At 66.1% G+C, this 26943-nt stretch carries 12 protein-coding genes; 5 read left to right on the forward strand and 7 right to left on the reverse strand.

The genetic code is table 11. The features are described from left to right. Nucleotides 1–10: 10 nt before the first annotated feature. From QRX41_RS03490 to QRX41_RS03520, 7 genes are all read right to left on the reverse strand, one after another. Complete coding sequence (locus QRX41_RS03490) at nt 11–1864, reverse strand: ribonuclease J (protein WP_306221813.1); 1854 nt, start codon at nt 1862–1864, stop codon at nt 11–13. A gap of 66 nt (nt 1865–1930) precedes the next feature. Then, the gene (gene dapA, locus QRX41_RS03495; protein ID WP_313838743.1) at nt 1931–2836 is read right to left on the reverse strand and encodes a 4-hydroxy-tetrahydrodipicolinate synthase; all 906 of its coding nucleotides are present in this window, start codon (nt 2834–2836) and stop codon (nt 1931–1933) included. 40 nt (nt 2837–2876) lie between these two features. Continuing rightward, nucleotides 2877–3614 (reverse strand): 4-hydroxy-tetrahydrodipicolinate reductase, encoded by a 738-nt coding sequence (gene dapB, locus QRX41_RS03500; protein WP_313838745.1) that lies wholly within the window; start codon nt 3612–3614, stop codon nt 2877–2879. 26 nt (nt 3615–3640) lie between these two features. Next, on the reverse strand, nt 3641–4951 hold the full coding sequence (locus QRX41_RS03505; RefSeq protein ID WP_313838747.1) for an MFS transporter: 1311 nt from the start codon (nt 4949–4951) through the stop codon (nt 3641–3643). Continuing rightward, nucleotides 4938–5678 carry a GNAT family N-acetyltransferase gene (locus QRX41_RS03510; RefSeq protein WP_313838749.1) on the reverse strand — a complete coding sequence of 247 codons (741 nt, stop codon included), beginning with the start codon at nt 5676–5678 and terminating at the stop codon, nt 4938–4940. Before QRX41_RS03510 ends, QRX41_RS03505 begins: the two co-directional genes overlap by 14 nt. A gap of 127 nt (nt 5679–5805) precedes the next feature. Beyond that, on the reverse strand, nt 5806–9846 hold the full coding sequence (locus tag QRX41_RS03515) for an ATP-dependent DNA helicase (RefSeq protein ID WP_313838751.1): 4041 nt from the start codon (nt 9844–9846) through the stop codon (nt 5806–5808). Beyond that, entirely contained in the window at nt 9843–14300 is a 4458-nt protein-coding gene (locus QRX41_RS03520) for a PD-(D/E)XK nuclease family protein (RefSeq protein ID WP_313838752.1), read from the reverse strand. The genes QRX41_RS03515 and QRX41_RS03520 overlap by 4 nt, the downstream gene beginning before the upstream one ends. 173 nt (nt 14301–14473) lie before the next feature. Here QRX41_RS03520 and QRX41_RS03525 point away from each other — a divergent pair, with 173 nt between their 5' ends. The 5 genes from QRX41_RS03525 (at nt 14474) to QRX41_RS03545 (ending at nt 26821) form a co-directional block, all read left to right on the forward strand. Next, entirely contained in the window at nt 14474–16030 is a 1557-nt protein-coding gene (locus QRX41_RS03525) for a serine/threonine protein kinase (RefSeq protein ID WP_313838753.1), read from the forward strand. Between the two features lie 165 nt (nt 16031–16195). Next, the gene (locus QRX41_RS03530) at nt 16196–21637 is read left to right on the forward strand and encodes an Ig-like domain-containing protein (RefSeq protein ID WP_313838754.1); all 5442 of its coding nucleotides are present in this window, start codon (nt 16196–16198) and stop codon (nt 21635–21637) included. Next, a complete protein-coding gene (locus QRX41_RS03535) occupies nt 21630–23162 on the forward strand; it encodes an AAA family ATPase (protein WP_313838755.1) in 1533 nt (510 codons plus the stop codon). The genes QRX41_RS03530 and QRX41_RS03535 overlap by 8 nt, the downstream gene beginning before the upstream one ends. A gap of 3 nt (nt 23163–23165) precedes the next feature. Next, the gene (locus tag QRX41_RS03540; protein WP_313838756.1) at nt 23166–24413 is read left to right on the forward strand and encodes a DUF58 domain-containing protein; all 1248 of its coding nucleotides are present in this window, start codon (nt 23166–23168) and stop codon (nt 24411–24413) included. Further along, nucleotides 24410–26821: a transglutaminase-like domain-containing protein gene (locus QRX41_RS03545; RefSeq protein WP_313838757.1), complete on the forward strand. Its 2412-nt coding sequence runs from the start codon at nt 24410–24412 to the stop codon at nt 26819–26821. Before QRX41_RS03540 ends, QRX41_RS03545 begins: the two co-directional genes overlap by 4 nt. The last annotated feature ends 122 nt before the right edge of the window (nt 26822–26943 follow it).

A 26943-nucleotide genomic window follows, 5' to 3' on the forward strand; every position in this document is an offset into this window, starting at 1 on the left:
GGCAGTGGCGTCAGTCCTGCGGCTGCACGTCGGTGGCGATGTCGGCCACCACGGGCACGATCATGGGCCGGCGGTGCAGCTTGCGTGAGATCCAGCCGCCCAGGGTGCGGCGCATCATCTGCTGGAGCTGGTAGGTGCCGGTGGTTCCCTTGGACATGGCATCCTCAAGCTGATCGACAATCTGGGCGTTGATGGACTTGAACTCGCTCTCATCCTCGGCCACGGCGTTCAGGTAAAGCTTGGGGCCGGAGACGACCTTGCTGGTCTCGGTGTCGACCACGGCGAAGGCGGAGACGAAGCCCTCGGTACCCAGAATCCGACGCTGCTCCAGCTCGTCGTCGGTCAGCTGACCCACAGAGTCGCCGTCCACATAGACGTACCCGCAGGGCACTGATCCGACCACAGCGGCCTGGCCATGGTAGAGATCCACCACGTCGCCGTCCTCGGCCAGCACCACGTTCTGCGGATCCACGCCGGTCTTGACCGCGATCAGACCGTTGGCCACCAGGTGCCGGTTCTCGCCATGGATGGGCATGGCGCACTTGGGCTGCACGATGTTATAGAAGTGCAGGAGCTCGCCCTCGTCGGAGTGGCCGGAGACGTGGATGGCCGCGTTGTCGCGGTTGACCACCTTGGCGCCCAGACGCACCAGCTTGTTGATGACCTTGTAGACCTCATGCTCGTTGCCGGGGATCAGCGAACTGGCCAGGATGACCGTGTCGAACTCATTGATGGTGATGTCACGGTGGGTCCCGTCGGCGATGCGGCCCAAAGCCGCCATGGGCTCGCCCTGGGAGCCGGTGCACATGTAGACGATCTTCTCGTCCGGGATGCTGTGGGCATCCTTGAGGTCGACCACGGTGTCCTCAGGCAGGTGCAGGTAGCCCAGGTCGGAGGCGATGGACATGTTGCGGACCATAGATCGGCCGGCGAAGACCACCTTGCGACCGAACTTGTGGGCGGCGTCGACCACCTGCTGCACACGGTGGACGTGGCTGGAGAAGGAGGCCACGATGATCTTGCGCTGCGCCTCGGCAAAGGCCTTGTCCAGGGCGGGGGCGATGGAGATCTCGGGCTTGACGAAGCCGGGGACCTCGGCGTTGGTTGAATCGACCATGAGCAGGTCCACGCCGGACTCGCCCAGCTTGGCGAACTCGCGCAGATCGGTCAGCCTGTGGTCCAAAGGCAACGGGTCGATCTTCATGTCGCCGGTGTCGATGATATGACCCGCCGGAGTGCGCACCGAGACGGCCAGGGCGTCAGGAATGGAATGGGTGACCGCAACGAACTCCAGGTTAAAGGGGCCCACCTTGAGCTTGTCGCGGCCCTTGACCTCAACCTCGGTGGGCTTGAGATGATGCTCCTCGCACTTGGCATCGACGAACCCCAGAGTGAGCTTGGAACCGATCAGGGGGATGTCCGGACGCAGCTTGAGCAGGTAGGGCACGCCGCCGATATGGTCCTCATGCCCGTGGGTCAGCACCAGGGCGTCCACCTGGTCCAGCTTGTCCTTGATGTAGCTGAAGTCGGGCAGGATCAGGTCCACGCCCGGCTGCTCCTCCTCAGGGAAAAGCACGCCGCAGTCGATCAGCAGGATGTGGCCGTTGTACTCGATCACATTCATGTTCCGGCCGATCTCGCCTAGGCCACCCAGGGGAACGATGCGCATGGATCCCTTGCGGTACTTGGGAGGCGCCACCAGATGCTGCTCGGTCTGGGTCCCCTTGCCGCGGGCGATGGCGCCGTTGCGGCGGCTGCGGGATTCGCCCCGGGACCTGCCTGACCCCTGCTTGCCGTTCTTGGAGGAGGACCGACGATTTCTGCTCTTGCCGGTCGTATTTGATTCTTCTTGTTTTCTTGCCATTGTCACTTGTGTTTCTATCATCTGTGCCCCTGCCTATACAGGGGCGACGTTGCTTTCAGGACTGATTCAGATCAGCCCCGCGGCCTTCATTCCCTTGCGGGCGAGAGCCACCTGGTCCTCATCGGGACCCAGATTGGGCAGCCTCATGGCCGTCTGATCCAGTCTGCCTGCCACCTTCAGAGCGGCCTTGGCCATGACGGCCTGCTGACCCTGACCGTTCAGAGCCTGGACCAGCGGATCCAGACGTGTGGCCAGTTCCCTTGCGCCATTCAGATCGCCTGCATCGAAGTCGTCGGCCAGACGCTTCATGGGCCCGGATGCCACATGAGCGATGACCGAGATGACGCCGACCGCGCCCAGGGCCAGGAAAGGCAGATAGAGCCCGTCGTCGCCTGAATACCAGGTCAGGCCGGTCTCCTGGCGCTTGCGGGTCATGGAGGCCAGGTCGCCCGTGGCATCCTTGACGGCTGCGATCCCATCCAGCTCAGCCAGCCGCCGGTAGGTGTCCAGCTCGACGTGCAGTCCGGTCCGTCCGGGCACATCGTAGAGAATGATCGGTCGCTGAGCCGACTGGCATACCGAGCGGAAGTGGGCCACCACCCCGTCCTGGGAGGGCCGCGAGTAGTAGGGCATGACCACCAGCAGGGCATCGGCCCCGGCCTCCTGGGTCATCTCCACCATGCGTACCGTGTGCGCTGTGTCATTGGAGCCAGCTCCGGAGATGACGGGCACATCGACAGCATCCTTGACGGCCCTGACCAGGTTGACCTTTTCCTCCATATGGGTGACGGGAGACTCGCCTGTGGTGCCGTTGACCAGAATGCCGTCGGCCCCATCGGTCACCAAGGTGCGGGCCAGATTGGCGGCAGCCTCGTAATCCACGGATCCGTCCTTATTCATAGGCGTGATCATGGCGGGGATCACCCGTCCGAAGGGTGCAGAAGGAAGCAGATGGGTAACGGTCTCAGTCATATCTTCACGCTACTTGCAGATGGGGACGCTCTTGCGGATATCAGAACAGGTAGTGGTCCAGGCCCACGGTCAGTCCTGGAATGCTTCCAGCACGGCGCACGGCCAGGAGGACTCCGGGCATGAAGGAGACACGCTCGAAGCTGTCTGCGCGGATGGTCAGCTGCTCGCCGGGGTTGCCCATGAGCACCTCCTCATGCGCATTGAGTCCCCGCAGCCGGACGGCATGGACATGGACACCGTCAACCACCCGGCCTCTGGAGGGATCAGGTTGTTGGGTCGCGTCGGGCATGGGACCCATCCCAGCCTGACGGCGGGCTTCAGCGATGGCGGAAGCGGTCCCCAGAGCCGTGCCGGAGGGGGCATCAACCTTGTCGGGATGGTGCAGCTCGACCACCTCGGCCGACTCGAAGTAGCGGGCCGCCATGGCTGCGAACCGGTTGGCCAGCACTGCGGAGATGGCGAAGTTGGGGGCGATGAAGACGCTGAGTCCGGCATGCCCGTCCAGGGCCTGCCTGACCTGGTCCAGGCGCTCCTTGGTCCAGCCGGTGGTGCCGATGACGGCGTGGACCCCCTGCCCTATCAGGGTCAGGGTGTTGCCCAGGACGGCATCGGGGCTGGTGAAGTCGACCGCCACATCCGTATTGCTCGGATTGATGGACGACGGATCGTCATCCGGCCCCAGCAGCAGGGCCGTCTGCATATCCTGCGCGCCCTTCAGAGCACGCACCACCTCGGTTCCCATGCGTCCGCCTGCGCCCAGCACCGATACGCGGATCATCGGCTGCCTCCTTCTTCACTGTTCATTCACTGTGCATTTTCGGTCTTTTCCACGACCATACCCCTCCTGCGGCTCCTGGCCCAGCCCAGCAGCGCCAAGGGGACAGCGCAGCAGGTGACCACCGCCGGAATGGTCATGCCGCCGTGAGGCCCGAACTGATCCAGGGCGACTCCGGCCAGAGTTGATCCCAGGGAGGTGCCGATGGATCCGCCTGTGGACAGCCAGGAGAGCCCCTCGGTCAGGGCCCGGGCATCCACGTTCTCGCGCACGATCAGGTTGCCGGTGGCGAAGATGGGCGAGACGCACAGGCCGGTCAGCACCTCGGCCAGACCCAGCAGGACCAGGTTGTCCATGACCAGGCGGAAGACCACGTAGCCCAGGGTCAGCAGCACCAGGAAGGTCGTCAGATAGCGCCAGCGGGATCCTTTGAGCTTGACCGAGCCGAAGATCAGCGCCCCACACAGGGAGCCCAGGGCGAACAGGGCCAGCTGCAGGCCTACCGCACCCTCTCGGCCCATGGACTTGGTCAGGGCGGTCACCGAGACGTCCACCGCCGAAAAACTCATGTTGAAGACTACGAAGATCACCACCAGCAGGAGGATGCCCGGGTAGACCAGAGCCGAGCGAGAGCCCTGGTGGCCGTCAGTGTCACCTGGCAGCACGTCCCCATGGGCATCCACCGGGGAATGATCCGCCGCAGACTGGCTTACGGCCTCCATACGAACGACGGCCGGCGGCTCGGTGGAACGCATGGCGAAGAAGGTCAGTCCGCCAACCAGCAGGGCCAGAGCGGGCAGGTAGAGCTGGGAGACCGGGCTGACCGAGGTGGCCAGGTAGGCGGAGAGGATGGGTCCCAGGATGAAGACGCACTCGTCCAGACCTGACTCCAGGGCATAGGCGGTGTTGAGCAGATTGGTCTTGTCATCGCGCAGCACCCAGGCCCAGCGGGTGCGCACCAGGGCTCCGAAGGCAAACTGGGTCAGGCCCATCAGGGCCGCCAGCACAAAGAGCACTCCCAAGGGAACCCGGCGCATGGCCCCCACCGCAAATCCCAGTATGGCCAGAGCCTGCACGATCAGGGCGGTCACTCCGACCCGACGCTGGCCGAACCGGTCGAACAGACGGGCGTAGAAAGGGGTGACCAGGGCCGCGCAGAGCGTGTAGACGGCGCTCATCAGCCCGGCCGAGGTCCAGTTGTCATAGATGTTGTTCAAGGCCAGTACAATGCCCAGACCCATCATGCCCAGGGGCAGGCGGGCCAGGACGGCCGACAGGCAGAAACCGGCGGCACCCGGGTAGGTGAACAGGCGCAGGAAGGGGGATTTAGCGGCCGCCATGATCACCGTCCTTGCCCAGCTGGTCGCTCACGCGGGCGCCGTAGATGAAGATGTCGTCAATACCCTCGAAGAACTGCGGATCGTCGGAGGGGTCGCGACCGGCGAAGGCCGCATGGTCCCGGCCCTTGAGCTCGGCCAGCCGCTCCATGCCCTGATGGTCGTAGAAGCCCACGTCGCAGGAGGAGTCCGTGTGCAGGTAGAAGCGCTCAATGCCCGCCTGGTCCAGATGCTCCAGGGTGTCACGCCACAGGGCGCCGCCCACACCGCGTCCCCGGGCACGGCTGGAGACCAGGAAGAGCCTCAGCTCAGCCTGGGGCGGGACCGCCAGGCCGCGCTGCTCCTCCAGCCTGACCTCGGTCAGCTGCCACTGGCGGGCCCGGTCCAGGGTCTTGGCGCCCAAGGTCGTGGCAGACAGCTGCTGGTCCACCTGCTCCAGCTCCTCTTCAGCCTGGGGGAAGCACAGTTCGCCACGCCCCTCGGCCAGCAGGGTCACCCCCAGAAAATCCTGCCCGTCGACCGCTATCCGAGCCCTGGTGGCGCCCACCAGGTAGTGCAGGATGAAGTGGGCGGCGCTCAGCCGGGACACAGTTCCTTCGGGATCCTCCTGCACCTTCCAGGTGGCGTCAAAGGTCCCCACCAGGTCGGGCATATCCGCCCAGACCATAGGTCGTATTTCCACGCTCCCCCTCCTGCGGGAGGCCTGGTCGCGATTACTGGACGTAGTCATCTGTCTCATTGCTCCATTCGGGCGTGCCCGGCCCCATGCCGGCCTTTGGCCGTCTGCCGATCGCCTGCTGTTCATGATTGCTGATGCGCGGCACCCATCGCCTTATCTGGCGGGGTCTGCCACAGACTCAGTCCTCGTCCGACTGTTCGGGTATGCCCTCGGCCAGGGATGTGAGAATTTCTTCTTCGGTCCTGGCACGGGCCCTGATGAGTCGATCCTGGGGCCGGTCTTCGCTTACATAATAAAGGCAGGCGTCGATGGTCGACAGGCCGATACCCTGCAAGCGTGACAGGAGCAGCCTGTAGAAGTCCAGCTGGACCAGACGGCGGTTGGTCGACTCCTCTCCGCGCGGCCGGGCTCCAGTCTTCCAGTCCACGATGGTGTAGCGCCGATCCGTGCATTCAGGATCCAGTCCGCCGGCAAAGACCGCATCCAGCTTGCCCTTGACGATAGAGCCAGCCAACACCGCCACGATGGGCCGTTCCACCCAGACGGGGGTGCGCTGGGCCCAGTCAGACTCGGCCAGCCGCTGCTCCCAGGTCAGCAGACGGGCCTGCACGGGATCGGCCTGGGAATCCAGGGACTCCCGCTCCTGGTCAAGCTCGGCCAGCATGCGGGCCCGCTCGGCCATGGCCCCGGGACCCAGCGGACCATCGAGCAGATTCGGTGATTCCGCCTGATCGGGCAGGTCCACCAGCCCTTCAGGGGCGGAGACATCAGGCAGGATGAAGCGTCTGGCCCAGTCATGGAAGCGGGTGCCTGCCTCGGCCTGCGGGGAGGCCACCTGAGGTATGGGTCTGACCAGCCCCTGCCAGTAATCCCTCTCCATCCTGGGATCGCCCCCTGCCGAACCGGCCTGGATGGCAGTGACGCTGCTAGCCCCATGCCCCAGGATCCGTCGGCCGGTGCGCCGCAGCAGATCCAGGTCCGTGAGCAGCTGGTCGTCGGCTACTCCCAGACGGCCGGTGCTGACCTGCAGGACGCGGACTGCATTGGCGTAGAGCCCGCCATCGCCCTCCTCATCAACTGCGGGGTCGCCCGGTTCCCTGGCGCGCACCCAGGCGGCCGAGCGATCCAGGGCTTCACGGGTCCGCGCATTGAGAACCGGAGGCCAGAGCGCCTGGTCACGCTGGCCATCGCGGGCGGCGACCTGATCCACTTCTTCCAGGGCGCGATCGACAATGGCCTGGCGGTAGGACTGGGCGTGCTCACCGACAAAGAGCCCCAAGGGCGGCGTTGGCTGGCCCTCCTGCGCATCCTCTGCCTGCTCCAGCTTGACCGCATCGGGCTCTTCCTGGAAAAGCTCCGCCAGCTCGGTCCAGAAGTTGGAGGCCTTATCCGGGTCCGGAGCCGATGTGTTCAGGGCCGCAGACTCCGCCTGGGAATCCTGGCTGAAGGTCAGCAGCAGGTCATGTCGGGCCCTGGTCGCCGCCACATAGATCAGCCGTCGCTCGTCGTCCAGCAGCCTACGGCCGTACTGCTCGCGCTGGGAGGGGGCGATGGCATCGGCATGGACCGGGCGGGCCTGGTCGTCCAGTCCGCTCTCGCGAGACAGGCCCATGGCCTCCTCCTCCAGGCCCGCAAGGTCAAGCCGACCCAGCAGGTCTTCAGGGTCAGCTCCCAAGGGGGCGTCGTGAGGAAAGCGGGGCAGAATCATGGCATCAGCCCGCACCGGCACCGGCACGGACTGGGGATCGACCAGCCAGGTACGGGCCGTGCAGTTGTACTGGTAGACCGGGCCATCCGGGGATTGGACCACCGGCCGGTCCGAGTCGGGCTTGACCGTGAGCCGGTCGCCCTGGCTGCTGGGGAAGGCTCCACGCTTGAGCCCGACAACCGCCACAGCATCCCACTCCAGACCCTTGGCCTGGTGAACGGTCATCAGGGCCACATCGGCCTGCCGGTCGTCCCCGTCAGTGGGCATTTCGGGGCTCTGGTCCAGGGAGGACAGCCAGGAGACGAACCCGCGCAGGCTGGGCCCCAGGCCCTGGGGCAGCTCGGACAGGTAGACATCAACCTGGTCCAGCAGAGCCTGGATGCCCGCCTTGGCCTGGCTGGGCTCCAGAGGATGTTCAGGATTGGCCAGGGAGCGGGCCAGCACCAGGTCCACGTCCAGATCCAGAGCACGGACGGCGGCGATGACCACCTGACGCAGGGGGGCTGAGGACTCGGCCTGGACCTGGCAGATGACCCGGGCGGCCTCGGTGGCCAGGGCCCGCCCTCTGGCAGAGAGCCCGGAACTCTTCAAGAGGTCTGGCAGATCGTCGCGCAGGAGCAAATCCACCAGGAAAACGTCGTTGGGAACCTGGTCCCGGTAACGGTGCAGATCCTCGCGACGGCGGCGCGGATCAGGGTCGGACTCGACCAGGCCGGCCCTAACCAGGGCCCGGTACTGGCTGTCCTCATTGACCTTGGCGGCCAGGGAGGCCAGAGCGCTCAGGTCGGCCGCGTCCATGCCGAACCGGGCCGAAGCCAGCAGACGCATCAGGGAATCACTGTCGGTGTGGTCGCAGATCAGAGAGAGCAGGGCTCTAAGATCCATGACCTCGGGCCGGTCGAAGAGGGAGGAGTACCCGACGACCTGGCAGCTCAGCCCTGCAGCCTCCATGGCCTGGCGGTACCTGGGCAGGGCGGCCTTGGAACGGAAGAGAACAGCCACGTGCGGTGCGTCGCCTCGGTTGCCATAGAGTTCGCGCGCCCTGAGGGCGAACCTGACCACTCCATCAATCTCCTGACCGCCGGTACTGTAGCCCAGGAGGCCCACGGTGCCCGGGTCGGCGTCCTCACGGGGACGGAGCCTGGCCACGTCCACCTCGCGCAGTTCAGCTTCGGACCGGCTCTCCTGGCCCCGATGGCGCAGGGGGACGGTCAGCTGGTTGGCAGCCTTGAGCACCCAGCTGGAGTTGCGGAAGGTGCGCGACAGGGTCAGCGGGTCCTGGTCCTGCGAGCGCCCAAAGGCGGTCACGCCAGACAGAGGGCCGCCGCCGGAGGCGGGCCGGTCGGCCAGCATGCCGAACTGGGCCTGGAAGGTGCGGAAGGCCCCGGGACTGGCCCCGCGCCAGGCATAGATGGACTGGAAGGGGTCGCCCACGGCGGTCACGGCCGACCTGCCGGGAGCCTGTTCCTCCCTCCCCCGGCCCTCTTGCCGATTCTGCGGATGGAAGATGGCCGCCAGCAGCAGGGCCTGGGTGGTGGAGGTGTCCTGGTATTCGTCCAGAAAAACGTGGCTGTAGCGGCGACGCAGCTGGGCGCTGATGGAGGGGAAGCGCTCGACCAGCTGGAAGGCGGCCAGGGTGAAGTCGCCGAACTCGGCCATGTTGGCCTGCCTCTTGGCCCGCTGGTAGTCCTGGACCAGGGTCAGCAGCTTCTCGCGTGTCAGAACCGCCCGTCGCATGGCATCCACCCGGTAGAGGCGAATGCTCTGCCGCTTGTCTTGGAAGGCCTTGATTTTGCCTTGATAGTGCTCGTCGGTCTCCTTCTTGCTGCGCTTGGGCGGCGTCCCGCTGGGTTTAGTCTCGGCGGCCGGCACGGGCTGGTCGCCGATGAGCTGGTCCGCTCGATCCACAAAGGCGCGGTCCCAGGCGCGGATCCGCTCCACCGCCTGATCGAAATCAGGGCAGTCGCTGCTGATCATGGAGGTGGTCACCGCCCCGGTCAGCCCCAGGACCCGGTTGACGGTGGTCGAGAAGGTCGCAGAGCCCAAGTCGTCGGAGTCGCCCTCCTGCGCCGAGGAACCAGCGGGAAAGATCAGATCCAGATGGTCGGCGACCACCTGGGAGGCCAGCTGGTAGGCCCCTGCCGAACTCAGGGGACGCGTGTCCTGGTCCATGCCCACCAACAGGCCATACTGGCGCACGATGGACTGGAAAAAGGCATCATAGGTGGACACGGTCGGCTTGAGGAAGTTGCGTTCGGGATCCACGCCCGAGGTGCTTCTGCCCTGGTCGCGTCGGATGACCGCCGCCCCCACCCTGGACTGGAGTTCGGATGCGGCCTTGCGGGTGAAGGTCAATCCCAGAATCTGCTCGGAGGGCACTCCCCGGCGGATCAGGGCGATGATCCGGCTGGTCATGGTCATGGTCTTGCCCGAGCCGGCGCCGGCCACCACCAGAAGATCCTCATTGACATCCGCATCGACGATAGCGGACTGTTCGGCAGTCTGCTTCATTCCTGATCCTCCAGTAGGTTGGGCGCCACCAGTTGCCATGCCTGGCATTCCTGGCCATTGCCGGCCCGATGGCAACGGGCCGGGTCGAAGACCGCATCATCCAGGCCAGCCGCCAGTTTGACCCCGGCAGCGAAGAAGACCCTGGCTATCATGGTCAGCCCCCATACAGCCTGGGAGGAGACCCTGGCGGCTCGGACCATGGCCCACAGGTCCGCATCCACCCCGGGCGGCACCTGATCAGGCAGGTCCGCAGGCTCGGCCTTGGACTTGAGCGGGGAGGGCATGCCGGTTCTGGGCTGAGCGACAGTGACCAGCCTGTCACCCTCGAACAGGGGCGGCTGATAGGCCATCTCCTCCCGGCGCAGGCCCGTTTGCGCATCCTTGGGCGGGGCTTGCAGCTGCAGGAGCAGGGACTGGCTCAGCCTCATACTTTCGGTCCTCTCCAGGTCGGGGGCCTGCGACAGGCTCCAGGCCGCCCCCACCTCCGGGCTGCTGCCGGGCGTGGGCGGGAAGGCCAGTCCCAGCTGATAGCAGACCAGCTGCAGGTCGTTGAAGAGCTGCCCCTGGGTATAGGGGACTCTGCCGGTCTTGTAGTCCACCAGCCGCAGACGGATGCCCTCGGGCAGGGACCTGACCTCCAGACGGTCGATGCGGCCGGTCAGCCTGACCGTCGTCCTGGCATCCAGGGCTGCCGGGAAGCCGTCGACCAGGCCTGACATCAGGGCGAAGAGCCCGTCGGCATCCAGAGGCCTGTCAGGGAAGGTGGCTTTCCAAAGAGGGACCAGGTCCTCTACGGACAGGCTGACGTCGAAGGAACGCTCGCTCTGGACCCCCAGCAGGTCGCCGACCGGGACCGGGCTCTTGCCCTCCAGGCCGTATTCGGAATCCGAGGAGCGGACGAAATAAGAGGCCAGGTTGTCCAGGATGGACCCCACCCGGCTGCTGCGACCGCGCTGGTCATAGAGTTCGTCAGGGTCCCGCAGGCGCTGTTCCTGGGGAGCCAGATCCTGGTAGATGTCCAGAAGCGCATCCCGCACCTGCTGCTGGCGGGCATCAGGATCGCCCTGGCCAGGGCGATCCAGACCCTGGGCCGTGCCCTCGCTGGCCACCTTGTGAATCAGGGAGCCGAACTCCGTGGGCACCCTGGATGGGGAAGGGCCGGAGAACTGATCGCCCAGGGCCCACTCCAGGGGGCAGTTCCATATGGCATCGACCGCTGAGGGCGAAAGGAGAACCACCTGGCGGTCGGACCGGTGTTCATGGCGATGGTCACGGTCGTGGGTTCGATCCGGTCGCTCAGCCTGCCCGGCGGCAACAGGTGCGGGCCGAGAAGCACGGTCCCTTTCAGCAACCGATGCGACGCCTGAGGCGGCGGCCTGTGCAGTATGAACTTCTTCCTCCGAGGCCGACTCAGCAGCGCCATCCTGGCCATAGTCATAGAGGAAAGGCCAATGCCGGGGATCGGCAGAATCCTGGCCCTGATCGGCCAGCAGCCGCAAGGTCTGCACGGCATCGTCCACGCGGTACCGGTCAATCCGGCCCTCCGGAAGCAGCGCCTGGACAGCCAGGACGGACCGGGCGGCCGCCGTCAGGCCCCTGGCAGACACCTCCAGCCCTCCGTAGCGCTCACTGCCGCCTGAGCCAGCGCCGACCATGCTGAACTCGGCCTGGCTCATATCTGCAGTGCGCGGATAACGTTCAGGCAGATAGCCGTAGAGGAAGTCCGAAGGAACCAGGTCATCGTTCCAGACCGCGCTGATGCGCACCTGGGTCCGGGCCCGGGTCAGCGCCTCCAGGAAGCCCTTCTTCTCGGCATAGAGGATGGAGCGCAGGGCAGGATCGTGGCTGAGCGTGTCCGCCAGGGGGTCGCCGATGCGGTCGTGCAGAACCAGGTCGGCCAGCTCCTCGGCTCCGAACATGGTGTCGCGGGGGATCAGATTGGGCCAGACCCCGTCCTGGACGGCGGGCAGCCAGACCAGGGGCCAGTCAGTGGCCAGGGCCGCGGCCCCGGCGGGTGTGGTCAGGGTGACGGCGTGCTCGATGGGCCCGATCCGCGCCAGTGAGTCGGCCTCGACCTGCATGGTGCGCACCTGGTCCATGAAGGCCTCGACCGTGGGGAAACGACGGGAGCCGGCCGCGTATTGGAAGAGCCGCATGAGCGCGTCCAGACGGTCATTGGCCTCCTCACCCTCCTGGGTGGCCATCAGGGCCCGCCGCTGCCAGTCGTCGGCCAGGTCCAGGCTCCGCCAGGCCTCCCAGAGCACGTATTGGGGCTGACGGTCCTCCAGGGCGCTGATGCGTGTGGCCGTCAGGCGCAGAACCTGCAGGGCCTTGTCCAGGACCTGAACGTCAGGATCCTCACGGCGACCTCCTGCGATGGCGGTCATGGCCTCCAGAATGATCCCTGAGGATCGGTCATCCGGGTCCAGAACCAGCAGGGTCTCCAGGGCCTGAACAGACAGAATGGCTGGCCGTTGAGCATCCTGGTCGCCCAGATCCACCGGCTGGTCGGGGGCCGAGGAAGTGGAGAAGGGGCCGGACCCGCCCCCTGGCTCGACGGAATCGTGCCTGGTCAACAGGGAATCGTCGACGCTGATGCCGGATGAACGGTCCCGCTGGGCACGCCGCTCGGCCAGAACCTTGACCCAGGCCTGCCAGGCCTGTCCCAGGAGGGGCAGGTCGTCCAAGGAGCCTGATGAGTCCGGATCGCTCCCCTGCTGGCCGGACAAGGGGGCCAATGCGGCCATGGTCTCCATGATGGACTCCAGGCGTTCCATCCTGACGGGACGCTCTTGACGAGCGGCGGTGGCGGGAACCCGGAAGAGCGGGCCAGCCATCAGGGTGCGCAGGCGCGAACGGATCCAGGCTGCCACCTGGGCGGGATCGTCCGGGGCGCTTCCGGCGGTGCCAGGGTCCAGCACCGATTGGGCCAGCTCGACCAGGGCGAAGAGCCCCTGGATGGCGGGCTCCTGGCTGAGCGGACGGGTCACCGAGGAGAAGCGCACCGGCACGCCCTGAACGCGCAGCTTGCGGCCCAGGTTGCGCAGGGTCATGTTGTCGTGGGCGATGACGGCCATGTCGTTCCAGTCACGATCGTTGGCCAGAAACTCATGCTTGATCTGCCAAACCAGGTCATCGTCCTCCTGGTCAGGGGTGTGGAAGAGCCTGGTCTGCACGCTGCCGTCGCAGATAAGGCTGTCACCGGCGGCCAGGGGCGCCACCGGGCCGGCTCCGGGCCAGGCGGGCAGCTTGCCGGGTCTGTCGGGCAGAGGGGTGTCGCTCTCCTCAACCCCGGCGATGCCCAGGCTGACCCTGGCAGCCACCAGATCGGCGTAGGAGCCCTGGACGCTTTCGGCATGCTCTGCGGCCGCTTCAGGAACCACCATCCTCCGGGGTTTCAGGGTCACGGTGGCAGCGCCCAGACAGGCGAAGTCCTGGGCCAGGAGAGGGGCGGCGGCGCCGGGCATGGGCTTGGACAGGGCCTTTAGGCGAGTGGCCAGAAACTCAGGATAGGAGCCGCGGAAGGACTGGACCGACTGATCGGGATTGCCCACCAGAAGGAGTCGGCAGCCAGCCTGGTTCAAGCCCTGCAAGAGGCCCATCCCGGCCAGGGTGATGTCCTGCCAGTCGTCCACGACCAGCAGGTCAGGCAGGTCGTCATCAGCCAGCCCGTCCAGGCTGCGGGAGGCTTCGACCATAAGCATGGAGGGATCCAGACGGAATTCGTCCGGGTAGCTCTCGGTGATGCTCTGGCGATATTCATCTTCCAGGGCGAAAGCCAGCCGCCACTGCAGGCCCAGCCGGTCGCGACGGTCAGGGTCCATGGGCTGTACGGCCAAGGCATCCAGAAGCTGGTCCCGGTCACCTCTGTCCAGACCCAATTCCGTCATGCGGGCGAACATGTCCCGCAGCTGGGCGATGAACCTGTCGGCGACCCCTACGACCCGTCCTTGACCGTCGCCAACCAGGACGGCCGACCAGCCCGCCCCGTTGCGGAAGTAGCGTTCCAGGAGTCGGCAGACCGCACAGTCGTCCCCGGCCTGTACATGCTCCAGATGGACGGTCATGACCTGCCTGAGCAGGGCATCCTCCTCAGCGCCGTTGAGCAGTCTGGGCAGGAGCGGATCGTGGCCCCCCTGGGCCAGCCGGGACTGTGTCAGCAGACGGAAGGCCAGGGCCTGCAGGGTGCCCACAGGCCGGGTGCGGTCGGACCTGCCCCGCTCAAGAATGACCTGGCGGCTGACCTGGTCGGCCGCGGTCCTACCTGATACGGCCATGCTGGCACCGTCGCCGAACTGCTCCATGCCAGCCAGCAGGGCTCGGGTGGCCAGCCTGGTCTTGCCGCTGCGGGGAGGACCAGCCACCACCAGGGCCCGGGTGGGCCGACCCTCCTCGTTCCGAAGCCGATCACCGATAAGGGCGCGGACCGGTTCCATGGCCTCTTGCGGATCCACCGGTGGCTGCTTGCTCATAGCTACAAGAATAGGGGTCGGCATGGTCCATCTGCAGGCCCCGGAACCCACTGGTCCTGAACCGTCCGCAGGAGGCTCAAAGGAAGCCTGATCGGGAGCGGCGTGCTGTTATCGTGGATTACAGTTCTCAGGCAGTCCCCAGGAGGTGATGTCCCTTGCAGCAGAATGGTTCCCAGGCCCGGCGCCCGGGTGCGGTTCCAGCCATGGACCAGGCGCCGGCGCTGCCCGGGCTGCGGCTCCTGCGACCCCTGGATCTGGGAGGCACCGCCGCCGTCTACCTGTACGAGCAGGAGGGGCTCAACCGACCTGTGGCGGTCAAGGTGGCCCTCCAAGGCAGCATGGACCAGCAGACCCATCAGCTCTTTCTGCGCGAGGCCAAGACCCTGGCCAAGCTCTCCACCCATCCCTGCATCCTGAGCATCCACCAGGCCCTGGTCAGCGATGACGGACGGGATTGCCTGGTGCTCGAATACGCTCCGGGCGGCAGCTGCAAGACCATCATGCTCAAGGGGGGCATGGACCAGGAAGGCGTGCTGGACCTGGGAGTGCGCATGGCTTCGGCCCTCTGCTGCGCCCATGAACGCGGGATCCTGCACCGGGACGTCAAACCCAGCAACTTTCTGATAACCGACCAGGGCCTGTCCGTCCTGGCCGACTTCGGCATCTCCTCTGGCATCTATGGAGGCGAACGGGCCGGCGGGCTTTCCATACCCTGGGCGGCCCCGGAGGTCCTGGCCAACCGCTCGGGAGGGTCCGAGGCCAGCGACATCTACTCCCTGGGCGCCTCGCTCTTCGGCATGCTGGCCGGCCGCTCCCCCTACGAGTACGCCTACCGGGCCCGGGATGAGGATCACCTGGCACAGCTGATCCTGACAGCGGAAACCCCGGTTCTGCACATGGGTGAGGCCTCCCCTGTGCTGGCTGCGGTTCTGGAGAAGGCCATGGCCCATGACCGGGACGACCGCTACTACTCGGCGCTGGAGTTCGGCCGCGCCCTGCAGGAGGTCCAGCAGCAGCTCTACGGCCATGCGACGCCCTTCATCGGCGAGGGAATCGCCCCCTATCCACAGGGAGATGCACGCTCGCACGCCCATACCGGTGCCATGGCAGGCCGGACAAAAAGCAAGGAGTCCGGTCACTCCTGGACCGGGACTGGGGTCAGCTCAAAATCGCGCCTGCAACCAGGCAGGGAGGCCGTCACTGACCATGAAGGCAGCCAGGTTAGGCGGTTTCCCGGCGGCCGCCGCCGTGTGATTCTTCTGGCGCTGATCCTCGCTGCCGTCCTGGCCGTTGCCCTGGTCTGGGCCTTGGTTGTCGGCCTGCCGAACGGATCCGAGCGAGGTTCACAGCCGGCAGCAGGTTCCTCCCAGGTCCAATCCCAGCAGGCGCAGTCCCCGGACCCGACGGATTCGAGCGACCCTCATGACCTGCAGGAGGGCTCAGTTCCCTCGCCCACCCAGGGTCAGGGCCGCTACCAGGGCACCACGGCAGTTTTCGTTTGGGCCAATCCCGACCCCAAACCGGGAGACAGCTATGTTTGGCATCCCTTGGACCAGGGCGGCGCCGAAGATCGTGGCCGCAGCGTACAGACCCGACAGCCGACCGCCCGCATCGACGATCCGCAGGGGGGCCAGACCTGCATCAGCGTCACCCTGGTGCGGGCCGACCGGAGCATGTCCCAGGAACCGACCATCATCTGCGCCGTTCAGTGAACCCTCGGTGGATGAATTTTCACATTCGACCACCCCGACTTTCACAGACCGCCAAGACCCTGCAAACCAGCTAAAATCAGTCCTCAGAGAGAGCATTGACGGCGGTCCGGGACGAGTTAAGAAGCCGAGCCTGTGTGGCAGGACAGGAAAGGAACCCAAGGGATTATGGACTTGCAGGGACGATTCCTGCGGATGCGCCGGGCCGGGCTGCGCCTGCGGCATGCTCTGGCCGTCCGCGCCAGGAACCCTGCCGCCATCCTGGCCGTCACGCTGACGGCGCTGGTCCTGCTCGTCCTGGGCGTCTTATTCGTGCATGGGGTGGACCGCCGCGCCGTTCAGGTGGATGACGGCAGCATCTGGATCACCTCCCAGAACGAGCGCAAGGTAGCCCGGTTCAAGCCCGACATCGGAGAGGCGGACGTGGCCCTGTCGACGGGCACCGACCGCTTCGACCTGGCCCAGAGCGGATACGCGGTCATCCTGGGCCGTGAGGGAGGCATGGCTCCCATAGCGGCCTCCACCGCCACCCTGGGGGACACCACCCGGTCGGATGCCAGGGTTCAACGGATGGTCAACGGACCCACTCTGGCCCTCTTCCAGGCACGGACCGGCAGAATCTGGGTGGGCCGGGCCGCTTCGCCGGGAGATCTGGACCCTCAGCGCCGAGACCCTGTGCTGACCCTAGGCTCCGGGGCCGCCGTCACTGTGGATGCCTCCGGTGCCGTCTACGCCTACCGGCCCTCGGACGGGGTCGTGTTAAGGATCGACGGACCGGACTCCCGGGCCCACCGTGAGCTGGACTCTCTGACGGACCACACTCCCGTCCGGGCCACTGCATTCAGCGTCATCGACGGAAGACCCGTCCTCTTGGCAGGCGACCGGCTCTACTGGCCTAAGGGATCCATCCGGATACCGCACCGGGGAGACCTGCAGCTCCAGTCCACTCCAGTGGATATGGACCGTCAGGGACCCTGGGTGGGCCTGACCGATCAGGAAAGCGTCCACCTGGTCGATCTGGATCACCCCCGGAATCAGGTTGAGACTCTAGGCACCGGCGGCAACGGCCAACCCGCCCAGCCGGTATCCTCGGGCGGATGCCTTTGGACGGCCTGGGCCTCCTCGGGGAACAATTTCCTGCGGCTGTGCGCAACAGGGACAGCCGTGCCGCGAGTCCGGTCACCGCAGCCGCGCCCCTCCACCCTGGAGGCCATCAGCCCCACCTCGGATCTGGTCTTCCGGGCCAACCACCGGAGAGTCATCCTCAACGACGTGCTCACTGGCGATGTCTGGAATCCTCGATCCTCCACCAAGGTGATTCGGCCGCAGTGGCAGACCATGGAGGTCAAGCACGCGGACAGGACCGATCAGCGTCAGGACTCGGCCGACAATCGCCAGCGGTTCGCGGCCACCTGTCGATCAGGATCCCAACCCATCCAGGCCGAGGACGACACCCTGGGCATCCGGGCCGGTTCCAGAGCCCTGCTGGACCCCCTGCGCAACGATCGCCAGACGGACTGCTCGGTTCTGCGAATCGAGGATGCGCGCAGCTCGCAAGGGAATCTGCGCCTGACTCCGGTCATGAACGGCCGCTACCTGCAGGTGGATGCCAGCGACGCACCTGTGGGCCGGGCCCGAATCAACTACTCCATCACCGACGGACGCGGACAGGTCTCCTCGGCTGGCATCGACCTCAGCATCGCCCCTGCCAAGATGGACCGAGGCGACCAGGCACCGGTCCAGAACGACACCCCTCCCGAGTACGAGGTGGAGCAGGGCGCCACGACCACTGTCAACGCCCTGGCCGGCTTCGAGGATCCTGATGGGGACCCGCTGACCCTGGCCGGCGCCGAGTCCGTCAATTCGGATCGGATATCCCTGTCCACCAGGGCTGACGGACAGCTGACCATGAGCGTCGGGTCGGCCACCTCCGGTCGGCTGGCTGTCAAAGTCACTGTTTCCGACGGAGTCATGAGCGGTCAGGGACTGATCTACTTCACCGTCAAACCCGTCAATACCCTGGCTCCACTGGTCGATCCGGTCATTCGCCAGGCCGCTCCCGGCCGAGAGGCCACCGTGGACCTGAGCAGGAGCGTACACGCCAATGCCGCTCAGCCGCTCCGCCTGGTCCGGGTCGACAAACCCGATGAAATCCAGGTGGAGGTCAACGCCGAAAGCCTTTCCTTCACCGCCACCGCCGCCAACCCAGGCACCTATTATGTGCCCTACCGGGTAGCCCAGGGTGACCGGGAGACCCAGGGGCTGGTCAGGCTGGAGGTAGAACACAGCCAGGGCGGATCCGCGCTGCCGGTTCCTGTCAACGACGTAGCCCTGCTGGGGGCCGACCAGACCGCCATCGTCGATCCGCTTGACAACGACCTGGATCCCATGGGCGGAGTGCTGGCCCTGACCGATGTGCGCGTGGATCCGGACTCCGGCATCAAGGTCGGCATCGTGGACCACCGCCGGGTCTACCTGTCTGCCAGAAAAATCCCCACACGGCCGCTGAGCATCGCCTACACAGTTGCCAACGCCGATGGTACGGCTCAGGGGACCATCGTCCTGCAGCCCCCCTCCCTGAGCAGGGCGGCCTCGGCGCCCAAGGCCCCGAATCTGACGGTTGGGGTCCGCTCATCGGGCCTGGTCACGGTTTCGGTCATGGACAAGGTCGCTCACGCTGACGGGACCAGCGTCACCCTGGACCAGCAGCTGACTACGGATCAGCGGACCTTTGCAGGCTTGGCCTTCGTATCCGGGGACACGGTCAGATATCAGGCCAGCGAGCGCACCGGGGACTTCCCAGCCGCCTATACGGTCAGGGACGATCTGGGCAACGCGGCCTCGGGCACCATCACCTTCCGGGTGCATGCCTCCGACCCGGCCAGCAAACCCGCGCCTACACCCAAGGATTTGCGGGCCCAGGTGGCTGCCGGGACCAAGGTGCGCATCCCCGTCCCATTGACCGGCATCGACCAGGATGGAGACTGCGACACCCTGTCCGGCTTGGGCAACCAGGCGCCCAGGCTGGGCAGGATCGTCAAAGCCGGGGCCGACTACCTGATCTATGAGGCCTATCCCGACTCGCACGGCACCGACGAGTTCACCTACGCCGTGGAGGACTGGGTGGGGCAGCGTGCCCAGGCGCGCGTACGCATCGGGGTCTTCCCTGACTCGTCGGTGACCGGGGTCTTCGCCCGGGACGACAAGGTCAGGCTGCGGCCTGGGACCGTGGCCGATGTGCCGGTTCTGCTCAACGACATCTCCGGGGATGATGACTCCTTGAGTCTGGACCCCCACCTGGAGCGCCAGGGCCTGGACCAGGCCAGCGTGGAAAACGGCATGATCCGGCTGACCGCCCCCTCACAGCCGGGCACCTCCTACCTGGTCTACCGGGCACGCAACCGGGCGGGACTGAGCGACCAGGCCACCCTGACCGTGGTCTCGGATCCTCAAGCCCCCATCCAGCCGCCCATAGCCCAGGATTACCAGGTGGCTCCCGAGGACACGGTGGACAAGCGCAGCGTGGAGGTCAATCTGGACGACTCCATCAGCAATCCATCCGGCACCCTCGATGACCTGCGCCTTGGGATTCATCCTGGAGCCAGGGCCCACGCCAGGACCGCAGGCGAAGCCGGCTCCACCAAGCTGGTCATCGACCTGACCGACCAGGCCAGGGCTGTGCCCTACACCGTCACCAACACCCGGTACAAGATCACCTCAATGGCCTTTGTGAAGGTCCCCGCCTATGGGGTATTCCCCCCTGTCCTGAGGCCTCGCGCTCCGGCCCTCAAAGTGCGGGCTGGCCAGAGCATCACCATCGACATCGCCGATCAGGTCAGGGTGGGTGCAGGCAAGACCGCACGGATCACCTCCCGCCAGTCCGTTTCGGCCACCAAGTCCGACGGATCCGACCCCTATGTGGACGAGCACACCCTGAGGTTCACCGCAGCCAAGGACTATGCCGGTCCAGCCTCACTGACCTTTGCCGTCCGTGACGGGGATCCGGGCGGTCAGGCCATCGTCAACGAGTCGGTGCTGACCCTGCCCATCACCGTGGTGGGCGGCAGAGCAGCCCCGCCGGTCCTCTCGGCACCGGTCATCGATCTGGTGGCCGGGGAGCCGGCACAGACCATATCCCTGCCTGCCATGACCCGTTGGCCCCAGGGAAGCGACCCGGCAGACAGCACCTTCTCCTCCGGGGACCCCCAGGGGCCGATCCATGCCAGGCTGAGCCCTCGGGGCCAGCTGAACGTGTCCGCTGACAAGACCGCAACGCCTGGCACCAAGGCCACCCTGCCGGTAACCATCACCGGTTCATCCGGCCAGGTGCGTGCGGTCCTGACCTTCCGCATCGTCGCCACCACCCGGCCCCTGGCTTCGGTCCCCTCACGCCAGGTGGGGCTCAAAGCCGGGCAGAGCCTGGAGCTGAACCTGTTCGACGACGCCCTCAACCCCTTCCCCGACACTCCGCTGCGCTTGGTCGGCCTGGTCAGCGACGACACCTCACGACTGACAGCCAGCAACCTGGGCGACGGGCGGATCGCCATCAAGGCCGATCGTGACATCGGCGCCTCCACCAACACCATTCTGGCCACGGTCGAGGATGGCAGCCGGGATCCGGGACGCCGGGTGAGCGCCACCATCACCGTGGGCATCATCGACCGCCCGCAGGCCCCCAGAATGCTGGCGGGCGCCGCCCAGGCCGGCGACGGAACGGTTCGCCTGGCCTGGGAGCCGGGCGCAGCCAACGGCAGTCCAGTGGACGAATACCGGGTCTCATACACCTCATCGGCAGGCTCGGGACAACGCTCCTGCGGCAATGCCGTCACCTGCCGGGTCGACGGGCTGGCCAACGGCCATGACTACTCCTTCACTGTCCAAGCCCACAACCAGGTGGGCTGGTCCCCAGCCTCCTCGCCGGCGGCAGCCAGACCGGACGCGCTTCCCGGAGGCGTGCAGGCGCTGACCGTGGACGGCGGCAGCAAGGAAACTCTGACCGTCACCTGGCGCCCGCCAGAGAATCATGGCTCGCCCATCCAGGGCTATACGGTCCACGGCGAGGGTTCCGGCTGCGGTTCGCCACGATGGCGCGCGGCCACCGCCACCAAGGCGGTCTTCGATGTCGGCCATGACGAGGCAGGAGCCACCTGCACGGTGAGGGTGACTCCGGCCAATATGGCCGGATCCGGACCTGTGGCCTCAGCCTCTGGAGCCACCTGGTCGCATCCGGATCCCCCTGCATTCCAGACTCTGGAGTACCAGGGCAAGGACCAGGTCAAGCTGGTCCTTGCCCCCGGGGGCGAACACGGCCGGTCCTGCGCAGACATCCAGGTGAGCATCGATGGCCTCGACTCCGACAAGGCCTCCTGGACCCTGCCCTGCAACCAGCCGGAGGTCAGTGAAGTCATCACCCTGCCTGCTGGATCCGCCAAGCCAGGTGACACGCTGACCTTCCGGGCAGTCGCTCGCATCCGCGGGATGGGGTCCGAAGGCCATTCGCCTGCCGCCACCAAGGAGCTGACCCTGCCCAAGGAGACCAACAAGCCAAGAGACAAGACCCTTACCCGTCAGGGGTCCCCTCAGCAGACAAGGATGAATGACCATGGATGAACGAAACGCACAGGAACCCATCCAGCAGGACGGCACCATCCCGGATGACGCGACCAGGAGAAGTACCCCCAAAGCCGTCCGCGAGGAGGGCAGCGAGAGCCGACGGATCCCTGCCGACCGACTGGATGTACTCAAGCGGCAGCGCCAAGCCCTCATGGCCGGTCTGGGCCAGCAGGAATCCGCTCCGGCGGTGAGCGATGACCGGACCCGGCCCGGTCGCATCCCTGTGTCTGCCAGACAAAGAATAAGCGGGGAGTCCGGAGCGGAATCCAGCCCATCTGACCGCACCATGATTGAAGACGGGACCATCCCCGGCCGCCAGCCGGTCCGTGACCTGTTCGCCCGGCCCTCATCAGCTCCTGCAAGGCCTGACCTTGTCGATGTCACTGATCAGTCCCGTCACCCCCAGCTGGAGAAGACCTCGGCCCCCACGTACGCAGTCAGGACCGACGAACCCGGGGAGGTGGAAGAGACAGAACGGGACAGGCGGTCTTCCACCGAAGCAGCGGATCGGGCAGCAGGCACCAGGCAGCAGAGGCGATCAATCCAGACCGCAGGCAGCAGCCAGGCCGCCGTGGATGTGCCGACCTTCGCCGGCCTCTTCCGCTCCATCGTGGACAACGTCGGCCAGGCGGTGCTGGGCAAGGAGGAGACCATCGCCCTGTGCGTCACTGCCCTGATCGCGGGAGGCCATGTGCTCCTGGAAGACAATCCAGGCACCGGCAAGACCCAGCTGTCACGCGCCCTGGCTGCCTCCATCGCCGTGGACTGCAAGCGAATCCAGTTCACCCCCGACCTGCTGCCCTCTGATCTGCTGGGCGTGACCTTCTATGACCAGTCTCAAGGACGATTCTCCTTCCGGCCCGGGCCGGTCTTCGCCTCCCTGGTTCTGGCCGACGAGATCAACCGAGCCTCCCCCAAGACCCAGTCGGCCCTGCTGGAGGTCATGGAGGAGGGTCAGGTGACCGTGGATGGCCGCACCTACCGCCTCCCCCGGCCATTCATGGTTATGGCCACCCAGAATCCCATCGAGCAGCTGGGCACCTATGCCCTGCCCGAGGCGCAGATGGACCGCTTTCTGATCCGCACCTCGCTTGGGGCGCCTGGGCACGATGCCAGCATGCGCATCCTTCAAGAGGCCGACATCCGCGACCGGGCAGGCCTGGTGGAACCGGTGGTCGACGCCGCCCAGGTGGAGGCCATGGCCGTCTGCGCCTCCAAGGTCTTCTGCGATTCATCCATCATGGAATACGTCATCCACATCATCGAAGCCACACGGCACAGTCCCGCCATCCGGGTCGGCTCCTCCATCAGAGGCGGGCTGGCTCTGGTCCGTTGCGCCAGGATCCGGGCCTGTGCCCAGGGCCGCGACTACGTGATCCCCGATGACGTCAAGGACCTGGTCGACCCCATCCTGGCCCACCGGCTGGTCCTGACCGCCCAGAGCAGGCTGGCGGACATGGATGAACACCAAGCGCTGGCCGAAGCCCTGGCCAAGGTCCCCGTCCCCACAGGAGAGCAGTGAGCCATGACCGCCTTCGCCAGCCGACCTGCCCCGAAAGCGAGACCGGCATCCTCGACGGGATCCAGACAGAGCCTGCGATCCCGGGCCGCCGGCCTATGGCAGTCGATCACCGCCCTGGGCCGGGCTATGGCTCTGGCCGCACTCCTGTGCGCTTTGGCCTTCGTCCCTACAGGCTGGCGTGAACTGCTGGCGGGCGCTCTGCTGGGCGCGGGCATGCTGCTGTTTGGGCTGCTGACGAGCCTGGGCAACCTGTCCTGCAACGCTGAAACGAGTCTGAACCAAGGCCATCTGGAGGTGGGTGGCCAGGCCGAGCTGGTCCTGGTTCTGACCAACCCAGGCAGCCGTTCCACCCGTCGCGGCCGAATCGGTCTGGCTCTAGGCCAAGGAACGGTCATTGCGCCCCTGCCAGCCCTGGCCCCCGGCCAGAGTCACCAGATCCGCTTGAAGCTGGAAGCCAGGTCCCGCGGCGTGATTGACCTGGGCCCGGTGACCATGGAGGCCGGCGATCCGCTGGGGCTCATCCGTCGCCGCCGAATTCTGACCGGCGCCCGAAAACTCTACATCCATCCCCGCACGGTGGCCCTGCCGCCCCTCGAAGCCGGACTGGAACGCGACCTGGAGGGGGATCCTGGTTCTGGCATTGTCGACGACGATCTGGAATTTCATGCCCTGCGCCCCTACGTTCCGGGCGATGACATAAAACGGGTCCACTGGTTGTCCACTGCCCGGGCCGGCACCCTGATGGTCCGCCAGTACGAGCCCACCCTGCGCACCAGGACCGAACTGATCCTGGACGGCCAGGCCGCCTCCTACCGGAACGCGGATGAGTTCGAACTGGCGGTCGAAATCTATGCTTCCCTGGGCTGCCGATGCCTGCTTGACGGCCGTCGGCTGCAAGCGTTGGCTCCGGAACCGGACGATCCTGATGCCCATGGAACCACCCTGCCTACGGAGGATCCCCGAAGCTTTCTGGATGCCTGCAGCGCCATCCGCCCCCGTCAGGACAGCTACGACAAGCCCGACCTGGCTGAGGCTCCCGAGCGGACCAGTCTGACCATCCTGGTGACCGGTTCGCTGGGCGACCGCCAACCCTCAGCCCTGATGGACGGATCGGCCCAAAGCGCATCCCCGGTCATGCTGCTGGCTGCTGACTTGGGCGCCAATCCAAGCCTGCAGACGCAGCCGGGGTTGGTCAACGCTGTTTTGGGCAACAGGAAGGACCTTCCCATCCTCTTGGAGACCCAGCCATGAGCACATCAGCATCGTGGATGGACCAAGCCCAGAGGGAGCCTATCCGCCTGATCGACCGGGCTGGTCTGCAGTCCACTGTCGACCCGACCAGGCACCGCTCCCCCATGATTCTGGTCGCCGCATTGGCTCCACTCGATCTGCTGGCCGGACTGCAGCTGCTGCCGGTCTATGGCAGCCTGCCCTTCTGGCTGACAGTGGGAGCCGCAGCATGTCTGGCCGGACTGTTGATCGCCATGCTCCCCCGCCGTGGCATTGCCACAGCCCTCCTGCAGCCTCTGCTGCTGATCGCAGCCCAGTTCCTGCTGGGCCCCATCCTCGCTCTGAACGGGACCACCCTGGCCCATGTCCTGCCCACCTGGTCAACCCTGGCACAAGGTTGGTCCGCCACCTTCGGCGCTTTCAAGACCCTGGCAGCCATCGATCCCCCACTCGGCCAGGAAGCAGGCGGACTGATGGCCCTGTGGACGCTGATGCTCTGGACCTGCTATCTGGCCGTGCTGCTGGCCCGCCATGGCCTGGGTCGCAACCTGGGACGGCCCGCGCACCCCGTGGCCGTCCTGACAGCCACGCTGCCCATCCTGGCCGCCATGGCTGTGTCAGCAGCCCTAGGCACCAGCAGGGGCCTCTACCCGGCATTGACGGGCGGCATCCTCTGGCTGCTCCTGCTGATCTGGTGCGCCAGCGGGCTGGGGCTGATCCGTCTGCAAGGGCTCGCATCCACTCTTCTGGCCTTGGCATTGACAGCTGGACTGATTTTCTCCGCTGGACTGCTGCCCGCCCCGACCCGGCTGGTCATTCGTGACCACTATCAGCCGCCCATGGACCCCTACCAGTTCACCAGCCCCTTGAGCGACTACCGGGCGTACATCAAACGCCACCGCGACGATACCCTGGTCACGGTCCGCAACCTGCCCGCTGGCACCCCGGTCCGTATGGCCGTCATGGACCGTTATGACGGCAAGGTCTGGAATCTGTCCGACTCCTCGGGCGCAGGAGCAGCCGACTACCGGCGCATCGGCGCCAAGATCCGCACGGAAAGGCAACAGGAGCAGGCCCAAGACAGCGGACAGGCCGGACAGCCTTTTACCGCGACCTTCCTGATTCGAGAGGGGTTCGACCATGCCTGGTTGCCCTCCGCCGGACAAGTCGACGGCATCGATACGGATCAGGGCCTGCAACGCAAGGACCTCTACTTCAACAAGGCCACAGACACCACACTGACCGATCAGCCCCTGCAGAAGGGGACCAGCTATTCGGTGCACGGCGTGGCCGAAGGCCGACCCGCAACCCGTCGTATAGCTGACAGCGATCCGGGAGATGCGCAGGTGCCTGCCCTGGCGGATGCACCTGAGAGCCTGCCCAAGGCGGCTGCTTCCATGACCTCCATGCAGGTGCGCGGCGGCGCCAGGGCCCTGGCCATTGAGGAACGGCTGCACCAGGAGGGATGGTTCTCCCACGGTCTGGCAGGAGACTACCCGTCGCCCTCCGGCCATGGCGACTATCGGATCAATCAGCTCCTGCAAGGCCAGGCCATGGTGGGCGACAGCGAACAATACGCCTCGGCCATGGCCCTCCTGGCCCGGCAGATGGGCCTGCCATCCCGAGTGGTCTTGGGATTCCTGCCCAAGAACCGCGATGGCTCCATCAGCCGGGCACGGACCAGGACCCAGGCGGATGGGAGCACCAGAATCGACTTCACCGGACGCGATGCCCAGGCCTGGGTGGAGGTCAGTCTGAAAGGACTAGGGTGGGTCCCCTTCTACCCCACGCCACCGGAGACCAAGATCCCGGACAAGTCCTTGGACTCCACGCCACCCAATCCGCGCACCCTGGTCCGCCAGCCGCCGCCCCCGCTGGTCGATCCTCCCCGCGACGACCGGGCCACCCAGGGTCGAACTACCGTCGGCGGACAGGAAGCATCGCGACAATCTTCACCCTCCTTCTGGAAACGGTATGGACCTTTGATAGCCAGAGTGACGCTCTGGACCATGCCGCTCTGGCTGCCGGCTCTCCTGGTTCTGGCCCTGCTGGCTGTCAAGGCTTGGCTACGCCGACGGGCCCGGTCGACCGGCGACCCGAAGACACGCATCCGCGCCGGCTGGCGACAGATCGGCAACCTGGGCAGACAAACCGGCCTGTCCCTGGAGGGCACCCGTAGCGAGCAGGCAGCTCTGATCGCCCAGACCCTGCTGGCTGACCCCCCAGGGTCCTCGTCGACTGGTCTGCGCCGGGATCTGGATCGACTGCGCAACATGGCCGATCAGGCCTCGTTCGACCGGCACCCTTCAGACGAGCAGGAGGCCGTAGACTGCTGGCAGCTGGTGGACAAGCTGCGATCCGCCATCCTGGCATCCCTGCCACGAACCCGACGCTGGCGGACCCTGCTTTCCCCTAGGCATCTGCGCTGACCTATCTGCCATGGCTGAAATCGCCGTGACGTGTCCTTCGCGCCCAGAACCGGTCACTAAACAGCCATCGTCTGCTACTATCTACCGGCAAAAACCTAGACCGCGAGAAAAACAAGATGAGG

The organism is Bifidobacterium kimbladii (assembly GCF_032193675.1).
Lineage (GTDB): Bacteria > Actinomycetota > Actinomycetes > Actinomycetales > Bifidobacteriaceae > Bombiscardovia > Bombiscardovia kimbladii.